The following is a 21,589-nucleotide window of genomic DNA, read 5'->3' on the forward strand; positions in this document are numbered from 1 at the left end:
CGGCGTGACCTCGCCCCCCTCGCCTTCGGTGATCTTCTGGATCACCTGAGAGAACTCGATCTGCAGCCGCCGCGGCAGCGCCAGCCCGTGGTCGGCCTTCATGATGTAGGCCACCCCGCCCTTGCCGGACTGCGAGTTGACCCGGATCACGGCCTCGTAGGTGCGCCCGACGTCCCTGGGGTCGATCGGCAGGTAAGGCACCTGCCACAGCATGTCGTCGACGTCGGCGTCGGCCTCGTCGGCCGCCACCTTCATCGCGTCGAGGCCCTTGTTGATCGCGTCCTGATGGCTGCCGGAGAACGCGGTGTAGACCAGGTCGCCGCCGTACGGGTGGCGCTCGTGCACCGGCAGCTGGTTGCAGTATTCGACCGTGCGCCGGATCTCGTCGATGTTGGCGAAATCGATCTGCGGGTCCACGCCGCGGCTGAACAGGTTCAGCCCCAGCGTGACGATGCACACGTTGCCGGTGCGCTCACCGTTGCCGAACAGGCAGCCCTCGATCCGGTCGGCGCCGGCCGCATACCCCAATTCGGCTGCGGCGACGGCGGTTCCGCGGTCGTTGTGTGGATGCAGGCTCAGGATGACGCTGTCGCGACGGGCCAGGTTGCGGCTCATCCACTCGATGGAGTCGGCGTAGACGTTGGGCGTGGCCATCTCGACGGTGGCGGGCAGGTTGAAGATGATCGGGCTGTCCGGCGTCGGTGAGATGACATCGCCGACCGCGTCGCACACCTGCCTGGCGTACTCCAACTCGGTGCCGGTGTAGGACTCCGGCGAGTACTCGAAGCGCCACCGCGTGCCGGGATACTTGGCCGCCTCCTCGACGCACTTGCGGGCGCCGTCGACCGCGATCTGCGCCACCTCGGCGCGGTCGGCGCGGAACACCACCCGCCGCTGCAGGATCGACGTCGAGTTGTAGAAGTGCACGATCGCGCGCGCCGCACCCCGGCACGCCTCGAAAGTCCGCTCGATCAGTTCCGGCCGGCACTGCGTCAGCACCTGGATCGCGACGTCGTCGGGAATCGCGCCCTGCTCGATGATTTCGCGCACGAAGTCGAAGTCGGTCTGACTGGCCGACGGGAAACCGACCTCGATCTCCTTGTAGCCCATCCGTACCAGCAGCTCGAACATCCGGCGCTTGCGGGCCGGGCTCATCGGATCGATCAGCGCCTGGTTGCCGTCGCGCAGGTCGACGGCGCACCACATCGGCGCGCGGTCGACGACCCTGTCGGGCCAGGTGCGCTCGGCCAGCCGGATCGGCTCGACCTCCTCGGAGAAGGCGCGGTACCGCCGGGTCGGCATCGACGAGCCGCGCTGCGTGTTCCATGCCGGCTGGCCCGGGTTGGGGGCACCCGACGGAGTGGTGATGGTGCGTGCCGACACGAACGCATCGGCGGAATCGATTACCTCGACACGAGGGTCTGTGGGGGTCATTTTTGCGGTTGCTTTCCGGAAGAATTAACGGTCACGACCGGCGCATCGCGAACACCCGCGACGGGAAGCCGGTCTGGATCAGACCCCGCCGCGGCGTCCGAGAAGGAGCACCCGCTGCACGTCACGAACTCTACCGCATACGTGACAGACTGTGCCCCGTGAGGCACCTGCTGGCCTGCCTGCTGGCCAGTGCGCTTGTGTTGACGGGCTGCTCGCACACGGCTGCCGGGCGCCCCGAGACCGGGCAGCGGGACGTCGACCCCGGCTATTTCTTCGCCGGTGCGGTGCCGCTCTACGGGCAGACGGTCGGCGCCGGCGACGCGGCTGTGCTGGCGTATCTGCGGGCGCTGCGCCGCATCGACGTGTGCGGTCTTCTCAACCGCGACGTGATGGCCAAGATCGGCGAAGTCAATTCCATTGGAACGCTTTACGCGTTCAACGAGTGCGACCTGGACGTGAAGGTCAGCGGTTCCAGCACGCGCAAGATCGTGGCCGTCGACCTGGAGCTGGCCGGTGATCCCGGGGACACCGTCGCGTTTCGGGTCGGCGACACGCCGGTCTACGCCGGCGCGCCGGACTCCTGCGTCTACGGCGTGCCGCTGCCGCTGTCGAAGCTGCCGGGCGCAGCGCCGTTGCGCACACAAAAGCGGCCGCTCGCGAAGATCGGGCTCATCGCCGACCAGGATTGCGGCCTGGCCCAGCGGATCGCCGTGGCGGTCGCCGAACGGGTGACGTCGCAGCCGCTGCCGGCCCGCGACGCGCTGGCGGCATACCCGTCCGCGCTGGCCGGACGGGACCCGTGCGAAGCGATGACCGTCGTGGGCGCGGACATCGCCCACTGGGACATCGGCGCGCAGCCGCCGTACGACTGCCGGTTCAGCATCCGGCGCAGCGGCTCGCCGGACGCGCTTGCGCTGCAGGTCCATCTGCAACCGGAACTGGTCGACGCCGCGACCGAGGGCCTTCAGCGCCGTGCGCAGGACGGCGTCGAGATCTTCGTCGACCACAGGTTCTGCTCGGCGCTGTCGTTCGTGGGTGAGCCGATGCGGCGCCGGCGCGTCGGCGGCGGGTACCTGGCGGCGGGCAGTCTCGTCATCCGCCCGGCTGTCGTCGTCGACATCGGCGGCGACAACTGCGAGGAAGCCGCGGCGGTGGTTGCCCGCGCCGCCAGGCTCTACACCTGAAACGGCCGGCCCCAGGCTCCCGCGAACGCGATGTCTTCCAGCGGCAACCGTTGCCGCGACATGCGATCCCGCTCGACGATCGCGTCGTCCACGGCGGCGTAGTCGCCCAGGGAGCCGACCGCGACGACCGCGATCGGGCGCACCTCCTCGGGCAGCCCGAATTCAGCCCGGGCACCGTCCTTGTTGAATCCTGCCATCGGGTGCGCGATCAGTCCCCGCGACACCGCCTCGATCGTCAGCTGGGCGATCGCCGCGCCGGCGTCGACCGCGGCGTACACGGCGGTGTTGTCGTCGGGACCCTCGTCGACACCGACCAGCATCAGCGCCCCCGCGGACTTGGCGTAGCTGTTGCCCCGCTTGAGCAGTCCGGCGAGCCTGCCGTACGTGTCGTCGCCGCGCATGCCGACGATGAACCGCACCGGCTGCCGGTGACCCCACGTCGCCGCCCACCGCGCGGCCTCGAGCAGCGCGGTGATCTGCTCACCGGTGACCACGGCCGACGGATCGAAGGCCCGCGGACTCCAGCGGGCGGCGATGGCAGGGTTGATCCGGACCCTCGTTTCCGCGACGCGGTCGGTCACGTGCTCACAGTAGCCCGGCAGCGGCGTGGCAAAAATCAGCCGCGCAGACCCCTTATTCTTGGTGTGGCTTCCACCTTGAGAAGCCACCGCTGGAAAGGGTGACCGTGGCGCTCGTCGTGCAGAAATACGGCGGATCGTCGGTGGCCGACGCCGACCGCATCCGCCGCGTGGCCGAGCGCATCGTCGAGACCAAGAAACAGGGCAACGACGTCGTAGTGGTGGTCTCGGCGATGGGCGATACCACCGACGACCTGCTCGACCTGGCCAAACAGGTCTGCCCCGCGCCGCCGCCGCGCGAAATGGACATGCTGCTGACGGCCGGCGAGCGGATCTCCAACGCGCTGGTCGCGATGGCGATCGACTCGCTCGGCGCGCAGGCCCGCTCCTTTACCGGCTCACAGGCCGGCGTGATCACCACCGGGATCCACGGCAACGCCAAGATCATCGATGTCACGCCCGGACGGCTGCGATCGGCCCTCGACGAGGGGTTGATCGTGCTGGTCGCCGGATTCCAGGGGGTCAGCCAGGACAGCAAGGACGTCACGACGCTGGGCCGGGGCGGCTCGGACACCACCGCCGTCGCGTTGGCCGCGGCCCTGGGCGCCGACGTCTGCGAGATCTACACCGATGTCGACGGGATCTTCACCGCCGACCCGCGGATCGTGCCCAACGCGCACCGGCTGGACAGCGTCTCGTTCGAGGAGATGCTCGAACTGGCCGCCTGCGGCGCGAAGGTGCTGATGCTGCGCTGCGTGGAATACGCCCGCCGTTACGACGTTCCGATACATGTCCGGTCGTCGTACTCGGACAAGCCCGGCACGCTCGTGGCCGGATGGATGGAGGACATCTCGATGGAAGACGCGATTCTGACCGGGGTCGCACACGACCGCAGCGAGGCGAAGGTGACGATCGTCGGCCTTCCCGACGTTCCCGGCTACGCCGCCAAGGTTTTTCGTGCCGTCGCCGACGCGGACGTCAACATCGACATGGTGCTGCAGAACATCTCCAAGATCGAGGACGGCAAGACCGACATCACGTTCACCTGCTCACGCGACAGCGGCCCGGCCGCGGTGGAGAAGCTCACCGCACTGCAGGACGAGATCGGTTTCAGCCGTGTGCTCTACGACGACCACATCGGCAAGGTCTCGCTCGTCGGTGCCGGCATGCGCAGCCACCCCGGCGTCACCGCGAAGTTCTGCGAGGCGCTGGCCGGCGTCGGCGTCAACATCGACCTGATCTCCACGTCGGAGATCCGAATCTCGGTTCTGATCAAGGACACCGAGCTCGACAAGGCGGTCGTCGCGCTGCACGAGGCGTTCGGCCTCGGCGGCGACGAGAAGGCCGTGGTCTACGCGGGGACGGGTCGCTAGCGATGGTCAACATCGGTGTGGTGGGTGCCACCGGGCAGGTCGGCCAGGTGATGCGCACGCTGCTCGACGAGCGCGACTTTCCCGCCACCGGCGTGCGGTTCTTCGCATCGGCCCGGTCGCAGGGCCGCAAGCTGGCGTTCCGCGGCCAGGAGATCGAGGTGGAGGACGCCGCCACCGCCGACCCCAGCGGCCTGGACATCGCGCTGTTCTCCGCGGGCGCGACGATGTCGCGGGTGCAGGCGCCCCGATTCGCCGCTGCGGGGGTGACGGTGATCGACAACTCGTCGGCGTGGCGCAAGGACCCCGACGTGCCGCTGGTTGTCTCCGAGGTGAATTTCGACAGAGATGTCCGTGCCGCCGGGCGGCTTCCGAAGGGCATCATCGCGAACCCGAACTGCACGACGATGGCCGCGATGCCGGTGCTCAAACCGCTGCACGACGAGGCGGGACTGGTGCGCTTGGTCGCCTCGACGTATCAGGCCGTCTCCGGGAGCGGCCTGGCCGGCGTGCGTGAGCTGGCCACCCAGGCGCGCGCGGTGATCGACGACGCCGAACAGCTGGTGCACGACGGCGGCGCGCTGGACTATCCGGCACCGCGGACATACGTCGCGCCGATCGCGTTCAATGTGCTGCCGCTCGCAGGCTCGCTGGTCGACGACGGCTCCGGCGAATCCGACGAGGACCAGAAGCTGCGCAACGAGAGCCGCAAGATCCTCGGCATCCCGGACCTGCTCGTCAGCGGCACCTGTGTGCGGGTGCCGGTCTTCACGGGGCATTCGTTGTCGATCAACGCCGAGTTCTCCCGGCCCCTCTCGCCGGCGCGCGCGGCCGCGCTTCTGTCCGCGGCGCCGGGGGTCAAGCTCGTCGACGTGCCGACGCCGCTGGCCGCTGCCGGGGTCGACGAGTCGCTCGTCGGCCGGATCCGCCGGGATCCCGGTGTGCCCGGCGGCCGCGGCCTCGCGCTGTTCGTCTCTGGTGACAACCTGCGGAAGGGCGCGGCGCTGAACACGATCCAGATCGCCGAGCTGCTCGTGGCGCAACTGTAGAGCGCCGCAGCGCCTCCCGTTACGCTGTCCGGCGATGGGTGCGTGCCGGACGGTGATCGGGTCGGCGCTGGTCGCCGTCGGAACCCTGACAGCGGCACCGGCACACGCGGATCCGCCCGCGCCTGAGCCCGAGCCGATTCTGCAACCGCTGTTGCCCGGCCAGGTCTTGCGCATCGGTCCCGAGGCGGGCACGGGCACCCCGACCCGCGACTACGGGATCGGGGCGACCGACCTGTGCGAGTTCATGGAGTTCCCCAGCGGCGTGCTGCAGGTCTGCGGCGACAGCTTCGCCGGCCAGGGCGTGGGCTTCGGCGGCTGGTACGCGCCGATCGCGTTGCGCGCCGAGACCGACACCATCGATGACCCCGCCGGCGTGCAGTACGACCGGGTGATCGGCGTCGACAGGCCGCTGCTGGCCGACCCGACTCCGCCGGGGGATTCCCAGCTGCCGGCGGGCGTCGTACAGATCAACCGGGCCAACTATCTGCTCGTCGCCACCGTCCGCAACCTGGCGCCACAGACCACGCGACTCGTGAAAGCCGATCCGGCGAACGGTGGCTGGCCCACCGTGCCCGGGTCGGTCCGCGACGGCGGCTACCAGGGCGGAAGGCAGTCTCAGATCAGCGGCTACTACGACCCGATCCCCCGGGCCGACTCGCCGACGGGCTGGGTCTACCTCGTCGCCGACAGCTTCGACCGCAGCCGGCCGGTGACGCTGTGGCGCGCCCGGCCGGAGACGTTCACCGACCGGTCGTCGTGGCAGGGCTGGTCGGGGCTTTCCGGCGCCGCCGGCGGCTGGAACAAACCGCCGACGCCGTTGTGGGGAGACCGGGTCGGGGAGATGAGCGTCAAGCAGATCGACGGCAAGACCGTGCTGTCGTACTTCAACGCGACCACCGGGAACATGGAAGTGCGCGTCGCCGACGATCCCACCGGGCTGGGAACGGCGCCGGTGACCACCGTCGTGCTCGCCACCGACTGGCCCGATCCCGCCGAAAGCCTGCCGCCCCCCGACGACAACCGGCTCGCCCAGCCGTACGGCGGCTACATCTCGCCGGGCTCGACGCTGGACGAACTGCGAATCTTCATCAGCCAGTGGAACAACGTCGACCCGCGCGCACGGGCCCCGTACCGGGTCATCCAGTTTGCGGTGAACCCGTTCAAGCCAGGTCAGACGCCCGGCGGTTAACCGAATTTTTCACAGCCAATTCATTGGTGTAACCCACGAAGTACCAATTCCACGGTCGGCATCATCGAAAACATGACCGAATCACCTGAACCTCGCACCGAACCCACAGCTGTTGAAACGGCGCCACCGGCTTACCGGACCGCGCCGGCCGACCCGCGATACGACCGTCACGGCCGCCTCTACGCCGCTTTGGCGTGGGTCGGCATCGTCGCGGGCGTCGTTTTCATCGTCGCGATCGTGTTCTTCTCCGGATTCGCCCTCGGCAGGCACGCCGGCGGCGGATACGGCGGGCACCACCATCACCACTGGCAAGGCGCCGGGATGTCTCATCACGGCGGGCCCCCGCCCATGGCCACGTGGCGGTCCCCCGGCGGCCAATTCGGGCCTGGCGGCCCGGGTGGCTCGCAGTCGCCGACCACCGCGCCGAGCGCGACACCGCACCCGTAAACAGCCGTCGCGGGCTTTTCTTGACTCATTCCAGAGAGGGCGCATACTTGACCCCGTGACCCCCGCGACGCCCGGCTACGAGCCCGGTACCCCCTTGCGGGGTGCCGGGCTTCGGGTTACTTCGCCACGGGTCGCGACCCATCCCTCCGGCCCCGCCGGCTTCGGCGTCGACGGGGCCGAGGTTGTGTTCCGGGGTACATGTGCAGAATGCCGTGTCTCTGGGAAACCTGTGGGAGGCCGCTCAACCACAGCGAGGAGATGAGACAGAGAATGACGGATATCTACACGACGACGGATGCCGGCAACCCGGCTCCCAGCGACGACGAGTCGCTGAGCGTCGGCCCGGACGGCCCGATCCTTCTCCAGGATCACTACCTGATCGAGCAGATGGCCAACTTCAACCGGGAGCGCATCCCGGAGCGCCAGCCGCACGCCAAGGGCGGTGGCGCGTTCGGCCACTTCGAGGTCACCGCGGATGTCGGTGCCTACACCAAGGCCGCGGTGTTTCAGCCCGGCACCAGGACGGACACGCTGATCCGGTTCTCGACGGTGGCGGGGGAGCGGGGCAGCCCGGACACCTGGCGTGACCCGCGCGGCTTTGCGTTGAAGTTCTACACCACCGAGGGCAACTTCGACATCGTCGGCAACAACACGCCGGTGTTCTTCATCCGCGACCCGCTGAAGTTCCAGCACTTCATCCGGTCACAGAAGCGTCGCCTGAACAACAATCTCCGCGACAACAACATGCAGTGGGACTTCTGGACCCTCTCACCGGAGTCCGCGCACCAGGTGACGTGGCTGATGGGTGACCGGGGCATCCCGAAGACCTGGCGGAACATGAACGGCTACTCCAGCCACACGTACAGCTGGGTCAACGCCGGTGGCGAGATCTTCTGGGTGAAGTACCATTTCAAGACCGATCAGGGCATCGACTTCCTGCCCCAGGAGGAGGCCGACCGGCTGGCAGGCGCCGACGGCGACTACCACCAGCGCGACCTGTACACCGCGATCGAGCGCGGCGAGTACCCCAGTTGGACGCTGAAGGTCCAGATCATGCCGTTCGAGGAGGCCAAGACCTACCGGTTCAACCCGTTCGACCTCACGAAGGTGTGGCCGCACAGCGACTACCCGCTGCATGAGGTTGGCAGGCTGACGCTGGACCGCAACGTCACCGACTATCACACCGAGATGGAGCAGGCCGCCTTCGAGCCGAACAACATCGTGCCCGGCACCGGATTGAGCCCGGACAAGATGCTGCTGGCTCGCGGTTTCTCCTACTCCGATGCGCACCGCGCCCGTTTGGGGGTCAACTACAAGCAGATCCCGGTCAACTCACCGAAGGTCGAGGTGCACAGCTACAGCAAGGACGGGGCGATGCGGATCCGCAACGCCACCGACCCGGTGTACGCGCCGAACTCGTTCGGGGGTCCGCACGCCGAGCCGGACCGCGCCTCCGAGGTGCACTGGTACGCCGACGGCGAGATGGTTCGCGCCGCGTACACGCTGCGACCCGACGACGACGACTGGGGTCAGGCCGGCACGCTGGTCCGCGAGGTCCTCGACGACGCCGCGCGGGAACGCCTGGCCGACAACGTCATTGGGCACGTGTCCAATGGTGTCAGGGAGCCGGTGCTGTCGCGGGTGTTCGAGTACTGGCGCAACGTCGACCCCGACCTCGGCAAGACGATCGAGGAAGGTGTGCGCGCCAACCTGAACGGCAACGGCAGGTGATCACTCATGCGAGACGCCCCGGTTGCCGACGCAACCGGGGCGTCTTGCTGTCTGCGCCCGGGCTGGCATGATCGACCCCATGAGCATCGAAGTCATCTACACGGCGGAATCCACGGCGACTGGAGGCGGACGCGACGGGCATGTGAAGTCCAACAACGATCGAATCGATCTCGACACCCGGCCGCCGAAGGAGATGGGCGGCAGCGGCGAGGGCACCAACCCCGAGGAGCTGTTCTCCGCCGGCTACGCGGCCTGCTTCCTCGGCGCGCTTCGCCTCGTCGCAGGCAAGGCCAAGGTGAAGCTCGACGACGCCACCGGCATCACCGCGCGGATCGGCTTCGGCAAGGACTCCGGGGGCGGTTACGGGCTGACCGCCGACCTGGTGGGCTATCTGCCCGGCCTCGAGCAGGGCGTCGCCGACGATCTGATGACCCAGGCGCACCAGGTGTGCCCGTATTCGAAGGCCACTCGCGGGAACGTCGACGTCACGCTCTCGGCGAAGGTCTAGTCGATGCGGATCGCCGCCGCAGTGGTGGGCGTCGGTCTCGCAATCGGCCTGGCGGTGCCGGCATCCGCCAAGAACTCGGACCCCGGCGTGGTGAACTACGCGGTCATGGGCAAGGGCTCGGTTGGCAACATCGTCGGCGCCACGTTGCGGTGGGAGAACTTCTTCAACGAGCCGTCCCAGGGCTACTGGGTCGACATCCCGGTCTGTAACAACTGGGCCGACATCGGGCTGCCCGAGGTGTACAACGACCCCGACCTCGCGTCGTTCAACGGGGCCGAGACGAAAGAGTCGCCGACCGACGAGACGCACTACGTCAAGCAGGCGGTCGGCGTCTTCGCCACCACCGATGCCGCCGACCGGGCCTTCCACCGGGTGGTCGACCGCACCGTCGGCTGTTCCGGGCAGACCACGGCGATGCATCTCGACGACGGGACCACCCAGGTGTGGTCGTTCACCGGTGGCCCGCCGAGCGCGACCGATGCGACGTGGGTCAAGCAGGAGGCCGGCACCGACCGCCGCTGTTTCACTGAAACCCGCAGACGCGAGAACGTGCTGCTTCAGGCCAAGGTGTGTCAATCCGGCAACGGCGGCCCCGCGGCCGACGTCCTCGCCGGTGCGATGCAGAACGCCCTGGGGCAGTAACACCTCCCGATTCCGGGTACACGTCACGAACGCGTCAGGGAGAAATCGCCGGTTCTTGTCGGACCCCTCTGGAAGATGGAGGGTGGACACATATCCCGGAGGGATGGTCGAGAAGATGTTCGCAGTTACGTCTGAGGTGGACCGCCCGCCCCCGGGATACGCCGATGACACCCCGCTGACCACGTTGGACTCCGCGGCCGAACACATCGTGGCGAACTGCCTCGCCGACACCGCGGTCGGAGCGGTCGGCATCGAGTTGGAGGCCCACTGTTTCGACGTCGACGACCCGGGCCGCCGGCCGGGCTGGCGGGAGCTCTGCGACACCATCGAATCGCTGCCACCCCTACCGGGCGGCAGCGTCGTCACTGTGGAACCCGGCGGTGCCGTCGAGCTGTCGGGGCCACCGATGGCCGGCGCTCTCGCCGCGATCGATGCCCTGACGGCGGATCGCGCGGTCCTCTGCGAGGCATTCGCCGCCGCCGGCCTGGGGCTGGTCCTGCTCGGGGCGGACCCCGTGCGGGCGCCTCAGCGCGTCAATCCGGGCGCCCGCTACCGGGCGATGGAGCAGCACTTCGCCGCGGCGCACACCGGCGCGGCCGGTGCCGCGATGATGACGTCGACCGCGTCGGTGCAGGTCAACGTCGACGCCGGCCCGGCCGACGGGTGGGCGTCCCGGGTGCGACGCGCCCACGCGCTGGGCCCGATGATGGTTGCGATCGCCGCCAACTCGCCGCTCCTCGGCGGCGAGTTCTCTGGCTGGCGCAGCACCAGGCAGCGCGTGTGGGGACAGCTCGACACCGCCCGATGCGGGCCGGTGCTGGGTGCCAGCGGCGACGACCCGGCCAGTGACTGGGCGCGGTACGCGCTGCGGGCACCGGTGATGCTGGTGCACAAGCCGGAGGCGGTGCCGGTGACCAGTTATGTTTCGTTCGCCGACTGGGTCGAGGCTCGCGCCTGCCTCGGCGAGCGGCAACCGACCGTCGCCGATCTGGACTATCACCTCACCACCCTCTTCCCGCCGGTGCGCCCGCGCCGGTTCCTGGAGATCCGCTATCTCGACAGCGTCCCCGACGCGCTGTGGCCGGCCCTGGTGTTCATGCTCGTCACCCTGCTCGACGACCCCGTCGCTGCCGACGTCGCCGACGAGGCCACCGAGCCGGTCGCCACGTCGTGGAACACCGCGGCCCGGATCGGCCTGGAAGACCCCCGGCTGCACGCGGCCGCGGCGCGCTGCGCCGGCGCGGTCGCCGCCCGCGTGCCGCCCCCGCTGCACGACGGGATGCAGCGGCTGGTCCGCATCATCGAGGAAGGCGGTTGCCCGGGTGATGACTTCTCCGAGCGGGTGATCCGTGACGGTGTCGGCGCGGCCGTGACGCAACTGGCCGGGGCACGGCAGGGGGGAGGGGCGTGAGCACACGCGAAGTGCTGGCCCGCGACCTCGCCGCGGCGCGGGAGCGCACGTTGACGATCGTCGACCTCGACGAGACCGAACTGCGCAGGCAGTACCACCCGCTGATGAGTCCGCTGGTGTGGGACTTGGCGCATATCGGCCAGCAGGAGGAGTTGTGGCTGCTCCGTGGCGGCAATCCCGACCGCCCCGGCATCCTGCCGCCGGCCGTGGACTCGCTGTACGACGCGTTCGTCCACTCGCGTGCCAGCCGGGTCGACCTGCCGCTGCTGTCGCCGGCGCAGGCGCGGGCCTATTGCCGGTCGGTGCGGGCACGCGCACTCGACGCGCTGGACAAGCTGCCCGGGGAGCAGACGACGTTCCCGTTCGCACTGATCGTCAGCCACGAACACCAGCACGACGAGACGATGCTGCAGGCGCTGAACCTGCGCACCGGTGAGCCGCTGCTCGGAACGGGCACGTCGCTGCCCGTCGGACGGTCGGACCTGGCCGGCAGCTCCGTACTGATCCCCGGCGGTCCGTTCGTTCTGGGCGTCGACGCCGGGGCGGAGCCGCACTCGCTGGACAACGAACGTCCGGCGCACGTGGTGGATGTGCCCGCGTTCCGGATCGGCCGGGTTCCGGTGACGAACGCCGAATGGCAGGCGTTCGTCGCAGACGGTGGCTACCGGCGCCCCGAATTGTGGTCGGTGCGAGGCTGGGAGCATCGGCAGCAGGCCGGACTGGCGGCCCCCCGGTTCTGGAACGCCGACGGCACCAGGATCAGGTTCGGCCACGTCGAGGAGATTCCCGCCGGCGAACCCGTGCAGCACGTCACCTACTTCGAGGCGGAGGCCTACGCGGCGTGGGCCGGAGCCCGGCTGCCGACCGAGGTGGAGTGGGAGAAGGCCTGCGCGTGGGATCCGCGGACGCGGCAGCGGCGGCGGTTCCCTTGGGGTGCGGCCGAACCCACCGCCGAGCTGGCCAACCTCGGCGGCGCGGCGCTGCGACCCGCGCCCGTGGGCGCCTACCCGGGCGGTGCGTCGGCGTACGGGGTGGAGCAGATGCTGGGCGACGTGTGGGAGTGGACGTCCTCGCCGCTGCGGCCCTGGCCCGGCTTCACGCCGATGATCTACGAGCGCTACTCCCAGCCGTTCTTCGACGGTGACTACCGGGTGCTCCGCGGCGGGTCATGGGCGGTCGCACCCGAGATCCTGCGGCCCAGTTTCCGCAACTGGGACCATCCGATCCGGCGGCAGACCTTCGCAGGCGTCCGACTGGCCTGGGACCCGTCCTGATGTGCCGCCACCTCGGCTGGTTGGGTGACCCCCGCTCGCTGGCGGCGCTGGTGCTCGATCCGCCCTACGGGCTACTCGTGCAGTCGTATGCGCCGCGCCGCCAGAAGCACGGTCTGGTGAACGCCGACGGGTGGGGTGTGGGGTTCATCGCCGGCGGTCCGCGGCGCTGGCGCAGCGCGTCGCCGCTGTGGGCCGAGGCGTCCTTCGCGTCGGTCGCGCCGGTGCTGTCCAGCGGGTGTGTGGTGGCCGCGGTCCGGTCGGCGACGGTCGGGATGCCGATCGAAGCGAGCGCATCGGCGCCGTTCACCGACGGCGAGTGGCTCCTGTCGCACAACGGGCGCGTCGACCGCGATGTGCTGCCCCCGGCCCCGCACGCCGAGTCGGTGGTTGACAGCGCCCAACTGGCGGCGTTGATCTTCAGCCGCGGACTTGGCGCGCTGGCCGGCACCATCGCCGAGGTCGGCGCCGCCGACCCGAACGCACGGCTGAACATACTGGCCGGCGACGGATCTCGGATCCTGGCCACCACATGGGGTGACACGCTGTCGGTGCTGCGTTGCGACGACGGCGTAATCGTCGCCAGCGAGCCCTACGACGACGACCCCGCGTGGGAGGACGTGCCCGACCGCCACCTTGTCGAGGTGACCGGCCGCCCACCGAACATGTCGGTCATCCTGACCGCCCTGAAAGGATGCTGATGAGCGCTTGCGCGAAGAAGAGACCACCCCGGTGAGCGTCATGCTGGCCAACCACCTCGCGGCCGACTCCGCCAACCGCGCGTTACGCCGCGACGTCTCCCACGGCCTGCAGCAGATGCCGAAATCGCTGCCGCCCAAGTGGTTTTACGACGAGGTCGGCAGCGACCTGTTCGATCAGATCACGCGGCTGCCGGAGTACTATCCGACCCGCACCGAGGCGGCGCTCCTGGCGGCCCGCGCCGGCGCCATCGCCGGGGCCACCGGCGCCGACACGCTGGTGGAGCTTGGCAGCGGCACGTCGGAGAAGACCCGCATGCTGCTCGACGCGCTGCGCGACCGCGGAACGCTGCGACGGTTCATCCCGTTCGACGTCGACGCCGGCGTCCTGCAATCCGCCGGCGCGGCCATCGAGGCCGATTATCCAGGCGTCGACGTTGCCGCGGTCTGTGGGGACTTCGAGGAGCACCTGCCCGAAATCCCCAACGGGGGAAAGCGTTTGGTGGTTTTCCTCGGGTCCACGATCGGCAACCTCACCGCCGGGCCGCGGGCGGAGTTTCTCTCCGCGCTGGCCGATGTGCTCAAGCCGGGCGACAGCCTGCTGCTGGGCACCGACTTGGTGAAAGACGCCGGTCGGCTCGTCCGGGCCTACGACGACAGCGCCGGGGTGACCGCCGCGTTCAACCGCAACGTGCTCGCTGTGGTCAACCGTGAACTGGACGCCGACTTCGACATCGATGCGTATCAGCACGTCGCCCGGTGGAACGCCGATGAGGAGCGGATCGAGATGTGGTTGCGGGCCACGGGTTCCCAACGTGTGTGCGTGGGCGCGCTTGACCTGACCGTCGAATTCGCCGACGGCGAGGAGATGCTCACCGAAGTGTCGTGCAAGTTCCGCCCCGACGCTGTGACCGCCGAACTCGCGCAGGCCGGCCTGCGGCAGACGCATTGGTGGACCGACCCCACGGGTGATTTCGGGCTGTCGCTCGCTGTGAAATGACGGACCTGGCGCGGGCCTGGCGGGCGGCCCGGCCACCGGTCGCCGGCATGCATCTCGACAGCGCCGCCTGCTCCCGGCAGAGCTTCGCCGCGATCCAGGCGGCGGCCACCCATGCCCGCCGCGAGGCCGAGATCGGCGGCTACGTCGCGGCACAACGGGCCGAGCCTGAGTTGACCGCAGGCCGCAGCGCCGTCGGGGAGCTGACGGGAATGACGGCCGACGACATCGTCTTCACCACCGGTGCCGCGCATGCATTGGACCTGCTGTTGAGTAGCTGGCCCGAGCCTCGCCGCGTGATCGCCTGTCTGCCGGGCGAATACGGCCCCAACCTGGCCGTGATGGCCGCCAACGGGTTCGGTGTGCTGCCGCTGCCGGTCGACGGCCTTGGCCGCGCGCGGGTCGACGATGTCGCTTCGATGATCGCCGCCGACGCGCCGACGCTGGTGCATCTGACCGCGGTCGGAAGTCACCGCGGCGTCGTGCAGCCGGTTGCCGGCATCGCCGCCGCCTGCCGCGAGCGTGCCGTTCCGTTGGTCGTGGACGCGGCTCAGGCGCTGGGGCAGATGAACTGTGTCGTCGACGCCGACGCGATCTACGCAACGTCGCGCAAGTGGCTGGCCGGGCCGCGGGGAGTCGGCCTTCTTGCGGTCCGGCCGGAGCTGGCGGCTCGGCTGCGCAGCCGGCTGCCGCCGGCTCACTGGCTGCCCGACGTCCCGCCGTTGCGACTGCTGGAGTTGGGGGAGGCAGATGTCGCTGCGCGGTTGGGGTTTTCGGTCGCGGTGCGGGAATACCTGGCCGCGGGGCCGCAGCGGGTGCGCGAGCGGCTCGCCGAGGTCGGCCGGCTGACCCGCCGGGCGCTGGCCGATGTGCCGGGCTGGCGTGTGGTCGAACCCGTGGACACACCGTCGGCGATCACCACCCTGGCCCCGACCGACGGCGCGGACGTCAACCGGGTACGCACGGAGCTGATCGAGCGGCACTCGATCGTCACCACCGTCGCCGGGCCCGAGCGCGCTCCGTTCGAGCTGGCGGCCGCTGTGTTGCGGGTCTCTCCGCACGTGGACGCCGGCGAGGACGAGCTCGCGCGCTTCGCCGGGGTGCTCAGCTCGCTTTGTGCGCGGTGAGAAGAAACGCCGGCATGATGCGCCGGCCTTTCTCATCGCGATCGAATTGCGGGAACTCCACACCTGGGATCGGCGGCATGTCCGGGTTGTTGGCGTGGATGGCCGCCGGCCGGATCTCGTCGATCTGCCAGTACTTGGAAACAGCTTCGCGCAGTTCGTCTTCGGTGACCGCGTTCGGTAACGGCAAGCCGGTGCCCTGCGGGAAGGAGCCCGTGGCGAACACCAGGATGAGTAGCGTCGCGCCTGGCGCCGCCGCGCGGTGGATGGACCGCAGGTAGTCGTCGCGGGCCTCGACGGGCAGCGAGTGAAACAGCGTGCTGTCGAGGACCGTCGAAAACCTGCCGTCGAAGCCGGTGAACGCCGTGATGTCGCCCTGCACGAAGGTCGCCCTGTCGGACAGACCCCGCTCCTTGGCGACCGCGCCGGCCGCGGCGACCGCGGTGGGTGTCAGGTCGATGCCGACGACGGTGTAGCCCCGCGCCGCCAGGTCAAGCGACGCCTCAGCGAACCCGCAGCCGGCGTCGAGTACGTCGCTGCGGAACCTGCCGGCCTGGATCAACGCGGCGATTTCCGGTTGCGGCTCACCGATGTTCCACGGTGGCGGGCCTTCGAATCGACCTTGTTCTCGGTAGACGCTGTCCCAGTCCATGACCTCCGACATGGCACCGAACCTACTCCGCGCCCGTGACGGGGTGCTCAGTCGGTGATCCGGTCGAAGTCAACCCACAGATGGCGGGGACCGCGGAAGATTTGGTTGTGCCGGTATGGCGGCGGGTCGACGACCAGCCGCGGGTTGTGCACGCGGCGCAGGAAGGCCTCCAGCGCCAGATTCACCTCCAGGCGGGCCAGCGGACCGCCCAGGCACGTGTGGATGCCGCTGCCCCAGCCGAAATGCTCGTTGTCCTCACGCCGTGGGTCGAACCGGTTCGGATTCCGGAACCGCCCCGGGTCACGGTTGGCCGCGGCGTAGACCAGGTGCACCGCCGCGCCCTTCGGGATCACCGTCCCGGCTATCTCGACGTCGGTGGTGGCACTGCGGCTGGGAAAGAACTGCACTGCGGACTGCAGCCGTTGCACTTCCTCGATCGCGCGGGGGATGAGTTCGCGACACTGACGCAGCAGCTCGATCGACCCGGGGTTCCGCAGCAGCGTCATCACGCAGTTGGCGATCGTGTTGACGGTCGAGTCATGGCCGGCGATCAGCAACAGCACGGCGTTGGACACCGCCTCGGCGGGCGGCATCGGGCCGTCCGGGCCGTCGTCGGTGACCAGCTTCGAGAGCAACCCTTCTCCGGGCTCGCGTCGGTAGCGTTCGATCAGCCCCGCGAGGTACTGGGTCAGCGCCGCGGTGCTCGCGCGGCCCTTCTCGGCGAGGGCCTTTCCCTCGGGTGTGTCGCCTTCCGGGCCGAGATCCAGGCCGGCCATCAAATCGAAGATCCATGCGTGGAAGGTGGGTTCGTCCTTGAGCGGAACACCGAGGATTTTGCAGATCACCGCCACCGGCACCGGATAGGCGTAGTCGTCGACAATGTCAATCCTGTTGCGATCCTTGGCTTTGGCGTCGTCAAGCAGCCTGTTGCACAGCCCGACGATGTCGGGCTCCATGCCGGGGATGACGTCGGGGGAGTGCGGCGGTCCGAAGTGGCGCATCACCTGACGGCGGGCCCGATCGTGGTCCGGGGGATCGGACATGATGATGCTGGGTTCTCGACCGTAGCTCTGCACGTGTTCGGCTCCGACGGCCGGCTCGGACGCGGCGGCGCGGGTCGCCCCGAGCGGGCTCCGGCACACGTCGGAGCTGATCCGTGGATCGTGTGCCAGCGCCAGCAGTTCCCGGTAGCCGGTGACGACGAACGTGTCGTCGGCTACCCGCGCCACCGGTGTTCGGCGGAGCTCGTCGAAAAACGGGTACGGATCGGCGCGGTTCTCGTACTTCATCGCCTCGGCCCAGGCGTTGGCTGCGGTCATCGTTGCGACTTCTTGCCCGTCCGGAACTCAGCGCCCCGGGAGGTCGGATCATGGCCGGTCAGAACCACATCGGGAATCGCCGTAGGGAGCCGCGGATCGGGGAACCTGGCGGGCATGGGGGTCATGTCGGGGGGCTGGTCGTAACCGGGCGGCGGGGGCGGGAACGGGGCGGACCGTTCGATCATCGCCCCGTAGTACTCCAGCCACTTGCCGTGATTGAACGTGACCGCGCCGACGATGCGGCCACCTTTGCCGTACGCGGCCGCGAAGCGGTAGTCCTGGGGTGAGCCTTGCGTGAAAACGATCTCGTCGCCGAACGAGCACACCCCAACGCCCTTGATGTTCACGTTGAACTGTCCCGACCAGAAAGACGGCAGCGGCAGGTGGGGTCGCCGACCCGTTTCGAGGTTGACCATGTTGTTGGCGGCGACCTCGGCGCCGAAAACAGCGTTGTCCCAGTGTTCGAGCGAAAGGAACTGGTATTCGTACAGCACGTGCGGTGCCCGCGCGACGTCGCCTGCGACGAAGACGTTGTCCGTGACCACGCCGTTGATGTCGAACGCGCGGCATCCGGCATCACAGGCCAGACCCCAGAAACCCGTCGCAAGCTGGGCGTCTTCAAGCCATTCCACGTTGCGGATCGATCCGAGCGAGGCCACCACGACATCGACGTCCAACACCGTCCCGTCCGAGAGCCGGGCCGCCCGCACGTGGCCGTCAGGGTCTCCCTCGAGGGACTGCACCGCGACCCCGGTGCGCAGATCGACGCCGGCCTCACGCTGCATCTTGGCGGCGATGTCGGCGATCACCCCGCCGAGGGCTCCGATCAGCGGTCCACTGGCCCGCTCGGCCACCGTGACGCGGAGGCCGAGCTCGCAGCACACCGAAGCCATCTCCGAGCCGATGAAACCGGAGCCCACGATCAGCACGCGCCGCGGGCGCGACTGAAGTGCGGCCTGAAGTTTGGCCGCGTCGTCGCAGGTTCTCAGCGTGAAAACACCCTTCAACGCGGCCTCTGAGGCGTTCGGCCAAGAGCGGGCCCGGGTTCCTGTCGCTATCAACACCCGGTCGTAGGGAACCGTTTCGCCGTTTGACAGCAACACCAGGCGGTTCGCGCGGTCCAGGCCGGTCGCGGCCACACCGAGGCGCCAATCCGCGTCGATCGCGCGCAGCCGCGGAAGCTTGGTGTGGTCGGGCCGAACCCAGCCTTTCAGCACCTGCTTCGACAGTGGCGGGCGGTCGTAGGGTTCGTGGCGCTCGTCTCCGATCAACGTCAGCCGGCCACCGAAACCGCGCTCGCGCAACGCCTCCGCGGCGCGCAGGCCGGCCAGCGACGCACCGACGATGACGATGCGGCCCTCGGTCTTGAACGCGGTCACCAGGTCGGCCACCAACGACGGGGTCGTCACCGCGCGTCCTCAGGCGGGTCCAGTTCCGCGATGATCGCCTGCACCGGGCACGACGCCGCGGCACGCGCCACGCGTTGACGCTGGGAGTCGTCGGGATTCGGGTCGTAGGCGAGCGCCTCTTCGCCGAGCAGCCGGAAGACCTCGGGCGCCAACGGGACGCACTGCGCATAACCCTGACACCGGTTCAGATCAACCGCGAGGCGCATGTGCGGCTCCTTCTCGCGTGGTGGCAGGCAAATGCTACGCCGGTTCGGTGCCTACCCCCAGGTGTGCACGGGCTCGTTGCTGTGCATGAGGTGCGCATAGCGGCGCAGCATCTCGGCCAGCGCCTGCGGCCGGGTCATGCCGTGCTGTTCCTGTAACGCGCGCACCGTGTTGACTTGCCAGGCCGCACCGTTGAGCCCGGTCTTGGCACGGCCCTCGATGACGCCGAGATAGCGGTCGCGCACGGACGTGGCGACTCCCCAGCGGCGCAGCCCCTCGTCGGCGAGCGGCAGCAGTCGGCGCAGCACCAGCTCATCGGCTGTCACCTCGCCCATTTCGGGCCAGTACAGCCTGGCCTCCATTCCGTGCTGCGCGGCATCGAGGAAGTTCGCCTGTGCCGCAGCGAAACTCATCTGAGTCCACAACGGACGGTCCTCCTCGGACAGCGCGCGCAGCGCGCCGTAGTAGAACGCCGCATTCGCCATCATGTCGACGACCGAGGGCCCGGCGGGCAGCACCCGATTCTCGACCCGCAGGTGCGGCCTGCCGTCGACCACGTCGTACACCGGCCTGTTCCACCGGTAGATCGTGCCGTTGTGCAACCGCAACTCGGGCAGCAGCGGCGCGCGGCCGGCCGCCAGCTCGGCCACCGGATCCTCATCGGACATCTCCGGCAACAGCGACGGGAAGTAGCGCACGTTCTCCTCGAACAGATCGAAGATCGATGTGATCCAGCGCTCGCCGAACCAGACCCGTGGCCGAACCCCCTGTGCCTTCAGCTCTTCGGGGCGGGTGTCGGTGGCCTGGGCGAACAATTCGATGCGGGTCTCCGCCCACAATTGGTGGCCCAGGAAGTACGGTGAATTGGCGCCAAGCGCCAGCTGGGGACCGGCGAGCACCTCCGCGGCGTTCCAGTTGTCGGCGAAGTCGGCGGGCGAAACCTGCAGGTGCAGCTGCATGCTCGTGCACGCTGATTCCGGCGCGATGGAACCGGTTTGGAGGCATAACCGTTCTGGGCCGGCGATGTCGATGACGATGTCCTCACCGCGCGCGTTGAATATCGAGTCGTTGAGCAGCCGGTACCGAACCGACTCGCTCATCCATTCGCCGGTCAGGTGCTCGGGCATCAATGTCGGCAGGATGCCGATCATCACGATGTGCGCCCCGTGTTGGTTCGCCTTGTTTTCCGCGGCGTTCAGGCTGGCGCGCACGTCGGATTCCAGTTCCAGCGCGGAGTCACCCGGCAGCGGGCGCGGCGGCACGTTGAACTCGATGTTGTAGGCGCCGAGCTCGGTCTGGAACGCCGGGTCCGCGATCGCCTCGAGCACCTTGCGATTGAGCATCGCCGGCTGGTAGTGCTCGTCGACGAGGTTGCACTCGATCTCCATGCCGGTCAACGGTCGGTCGAAGTCGAAGCTTGACTGGGCCAGCATGGTCTCGAACACGTCCAGCGACAGCTGCACCTTGCGCCGGTAATCCCGGCGCTGCGCGCCGCTGTTCACGGTCTGCCGCACTTCGTCGCCCACGTCGCTGATGCAACCTGCTCGCCGGGCCGACCGCAACAAAATCGCCCGAATCGCCCTGGCGTCAGCGACTGGCGACCACGACCTGCGGTCCCCAGCCGTGGTTGCCCAACCGCACGTCGATGTCGGGACCGGCATGCTCGGCCAGCGCGCGCAGAGCGGACCGGCTGTAGGCCCGCAGCGAGCTGATGAAACCGTCGTGCATGACCGGGACCACCGCTGCCAGCGGCGCGAACGCGGCCAACTGAACGACGTGTAGCAGCGACGGCAGCCGCGGCAGGTCGATGATCAAGAGCTTGTCGGCGACGCGCGTGCCTTCCGCGACGGCTTGCGCGGCCTGCCGGGGCGGCAAGTGGTGAAACGACATCGCGAACACCGCGAGATCGTAGGACTCGTCGGGCGCGTCGATCGCGGTCGCGTCCATCACCCGCACGGTTGCGCGGGGATGCTGGCCGAGGTCGGCGCCGGCGATGGCGGCCACCGAGATCGGATCGAGGTCGGTGACCGTCACGGTCGCGGTCGGGTGCATCTCGAGGACCAGCCGCGACAATGCGCCGTGCCCGGCGCCGAGTTCGAGGATGGCCGGGTCGGGCACGTCGGCCACCTCGTCGAGTACCAGGCGGGCGTTGCGCTCGTGTTCGTTGAACAGGGTGCCGATCCGGTGCAGCGACCGCACCACCCGGCGCTTGAGCTCATCGTCGACGTCGTCGCGGTCGAGGTATTCCCGGCAGTCCGTCTCGAGCCGGCGGTCCAACCACGACGCGTCCGGGCCGCCTCGCGGCATCTGGTCGATGTCGAGGTTCTTCACACCCATGTGGGACATCATGGACGATTGCACCAGACCCGACG

At 69.0% G+C, this 21,589-nt stretch carries 21 protein-coding genes; 13 read left to right on the plus strand and 8 right to left on the minus strand.

Going from position 1 to position 21,589, the window contains the following annotated elements:
* Positions 1-1,434: 2-isopropylmalate synthase (gene leuA / locus VKG81_RS01165; RefSeq protein WP_324388992.1), on the minus strand; the 1,434-nt coding region annotated here is incomplete at its 3' end.
* A gap of 158 nt (positions 1,435-1,592) precedes the next feature.
* Between leuA and VKG81_RS01170 the strand changes: the two genes are divergently transcribed.
* A complete protein-coding gene (locus tag VKG81_RS01170) occupies positions 1,593-2,618 on the plus strand; it encodes a hypothetical protein (protein WP_324388993.1) in 1,026 nt (341 codons plus the stop codon).
* Here VKG81_RS01170 and VKG81_RS01175 read toward each other — a convergent pair.
* Positions 2,609-3,199 carry a nitroreductase family protein gene (locus VKG81_RS01175; RefSeq protein ID WP_324388994.1) on the minus strand — a complete coding sequence of 197 codons (591 nt, stop codon included), beginning with the start codon at positions 3,197-3,199 and terminating at the stop codon, positions 2,609-2,611. The two genes, VKG81_RS01170 and VKG81_RS01175, sit on opposite strands and share 10 nt — an antisense overlap.
* Positions 3,200-3,303: 104 nt before the next feature.
* On the opposite strand from VKG81_RS01175, the gene VKG81_RS01180 reads away from it, so the two are divergent.
* The 12 genes from VKG81_RS01180 to egtE all read left to right on the plus strand — a co-directional run bounded on the left by VKG81_RS01180 (position 3,304) and on the right by egtE (position 15,636).
* Entirely contained in the window at positions 3,304-4,569 is a 1,266-nt protein-coding gene (locus VKG81_RS01180) for an aspartate kinase (RefSeq protein WP_324389018.1), read from the plus strand.
* Positions 4,570-4,571: 2 nt separating this feature from the next.
* The gene (locus tag VKG81_RS01185; protein WP_324388995.1) at positions 4,572-5,615 is read left to right on the plus strand and encodes an aspartate-semialdehyde dehydrogenase; all 1,044 of its coding nucleotides are present in this window, start codon (positions 4,572-4,574) and stop codon (positions 5,613-5,615) included.
* Between the two features lie 34 nt (positions 5,616-5,649).
* On the plus strand, positions 5,650-6,804 hold the full coding sequence (locus VKG81_RS01190) for a DUF4185 domain-containing protein (protein WP_324388996.1): 1,155 nt from the start codon (positions 5,650-5,652) through the stop codon (positions 6,802-6,804).
* 72 nt (positions 6,805-6,876) lie between these two features.
* Positions 6,877-7,251, plus strand: coding sequence for a hypothetical protein (locus VKG81_RS01195; protein ID WP_324388997.1), 375 nt, complete (start codon positions 6,877-6,879; stop codon positions 7,249-7,251).
* 270 nt (positions 7,252-7,521) lie between these two features.
* Complete coding sequence (locus VKG81_RS01200) at positions 7,522-8,982, plus strand: catalase (RefSeq protein WP_324388998.1); 1,461 nt, start codon at positions 7,522-7,524, stop codon at positions 8,980-8,982.
* 79 nt (positions 8,983-9,061) lie between these two features.
* Complete coding sequence (locus VKG81_RS01205; RefSeq protein ID WP_324388999.1) at positions 9,062-9,490, plus strand: organic hydroperoxide resistance protein; 429 nt, start codon at positions 9,062-9,064, stop codon at positions 9,488-9,490.
* A gap of 3 nt (positions 9,491-9,493) precedes the next feature.
* Positions 9,494-10,132, plus strand: coding sequence for a sensor domain-containing protein (locus VKG81_RS01210; protein ID WP_324389000.1), 639 nt, complete (start codon positions 9,494-9,496; stop codon positions 10,130-10,132).
* Positions 10,133-10,247: 115 nt separating this feature from the next.
* The gene (egtA, locus tag VKG81_RS01215; protein ID WP_324389019.1) at positions 10,248-11,543 is read left to right on the plus strand and encodes an ergothioneine biosynthesis glutamate--cysteine ligase EgtA; all 1,296 of its coding nucleotides are present in this window, start codon (positions 10,248-10,250) and stop codon (positions 11,541-11,543) included.
* A complete protein-coding gene (egtB, locus tag VKG81_RS01220) occupies positions 11,540-12,817 on the plus strand; it encodes an ergothioneine biosynthesis protein EgtB (RefSeq protein ID WP_324389001.1) in 1,278 nt (425 codons plus the stop codon). The genes egtA and egtB overlap by 4 nt, the downstream gene beginning before the upstream one ends.
* Complete coding sequence (egtC, locus tag VKG81_RS01225; RefSeq protein WP_324389002.1) at positions 12,817-13,515, plus strand: ergothioneine biosynthesis protein EgtC; 699 nt, start codon at positions 12,817-12,819, stop codon at positions 13,513-13,515. Before egtB ends, egtC begins: the two co-directional genes overlap by 1 nt.
* A 31-nt stretch (positions 13,516-13,546) precedes the next feature.
* Entirely contained in the window at positions 13,547-14,512 is a 966-nt protein-coding gene (egtD, locus tag VKG81_RS01230; protein ID WP_324389020.1) for an L-histidine N(alpha)-methyltransferase, read from the plus strand.
* The gene (gene egtE / locus VKG81_RS01235) at positions 14,509-15,636 is read left to right on the plus strand and encodes an ergothioneine biosynthesis PLP-dependent enzyme EgtE (protein ID WP_324389003.1); all 1,128 of its coding nucleotides are present in this window, start codon (positions 14,509-14,511) and stop codon (positions 15,634-15,636) included. The genes egtD and egtE overlap by 4 nt, the downstream gene beginning before the upstream one ends.
* Here egtE and VKG81_RS01240 read toward each other — a convergent pair.
* The 6 genes from VKG81_RS01240 to VKG81_RS01265 form a co-directional block, all read right to left on the minus strand.
* Positions 15,614-16,297: a class I SAM-dependent methyltransferase gene (locus VKG81_RS01240; RefSeq protein WP_324389004.1), complete on the minus strand. Its 684-nt coding sequence runs from the start codon at positions 16,295-16,297 to the stop codon at positions 15,614-15,616. The genes egtE and VKG81_RS01240 overlap by 23 nt on opposite strands.
* Positions 16,298-16,332: 35 nt before the next feature.
* Complete coding sequence (locus VKG81_RS01245) at positions 16,333-17,604, minus strand: cytochrome P450 (protein ID WP_324389005.1); 1,272 nt, start codon at positions 17,602-17,604, stop codon at positions 16,333-16,335.
* Positions 17,601-19,013 (minus strand): NAD(P)/FAD-dependent oxidoreductase, encoded by a 1,413-nt coding sequence (locus VKG81_RS01250; protein WP_324389006.1) that lies wholly within the window; start codon positions 19,011-19,013, stop codon positions 17,601-17,603. Before VKG81_RS01250 ends, VKG81_RS01245 begins: the two co-directional genes overlap by 4 nt.
* Complete coding sequence (locus tag VKG81_RS01255; protein ID WP_324389007.1) at positions 19,010-19,219, minus strand: ferredoxin; 210 nt, start codon at positions 19,217-19,219, stop codon at positions 19,010-19,012. Before VKG81_RS01255 ends, VKG81_RS01250 begins: the two co-directional genes overlap by 4 nt.
* 51 nt (positions 19,220-19,270) lie before the next feature.
* Positions 19,271-20,743, minus strand: coding sequence for a glutamate--cysteine ligase (locus VKG81_RS01260; protein ID WP_324389008.1), 1,473 nt, complete (start codon positions 20,741-20,743; stop codon positions 19,271-19,273).
* A 61-nt stretch (positions 20,744-20,804) separates the two neighbouring features.
* The gene (locus VKG81_RS01265) at positions 20,805-21,563 is read right to left on the minus strand and encodes a class I SAM-dependent methyltransferase (RefSeq protein WP_324389009.1); all 759 of its coding nucleotides are present in this window, start codon (positions 21,561-21,563) and stop codon (positions 20,805-20,807) included.
* Positions 21,564-21,589 lie beyond the last annotated feature (26 nt).

It is taken from the genome of Mycobacterium sp., assembly GCF_035314905.1.
GTDB lineage: Bacteria > Actinomycetota > Actinomycetes > Mycobacteriales > Mycobacteriaceae > Mycobacterium.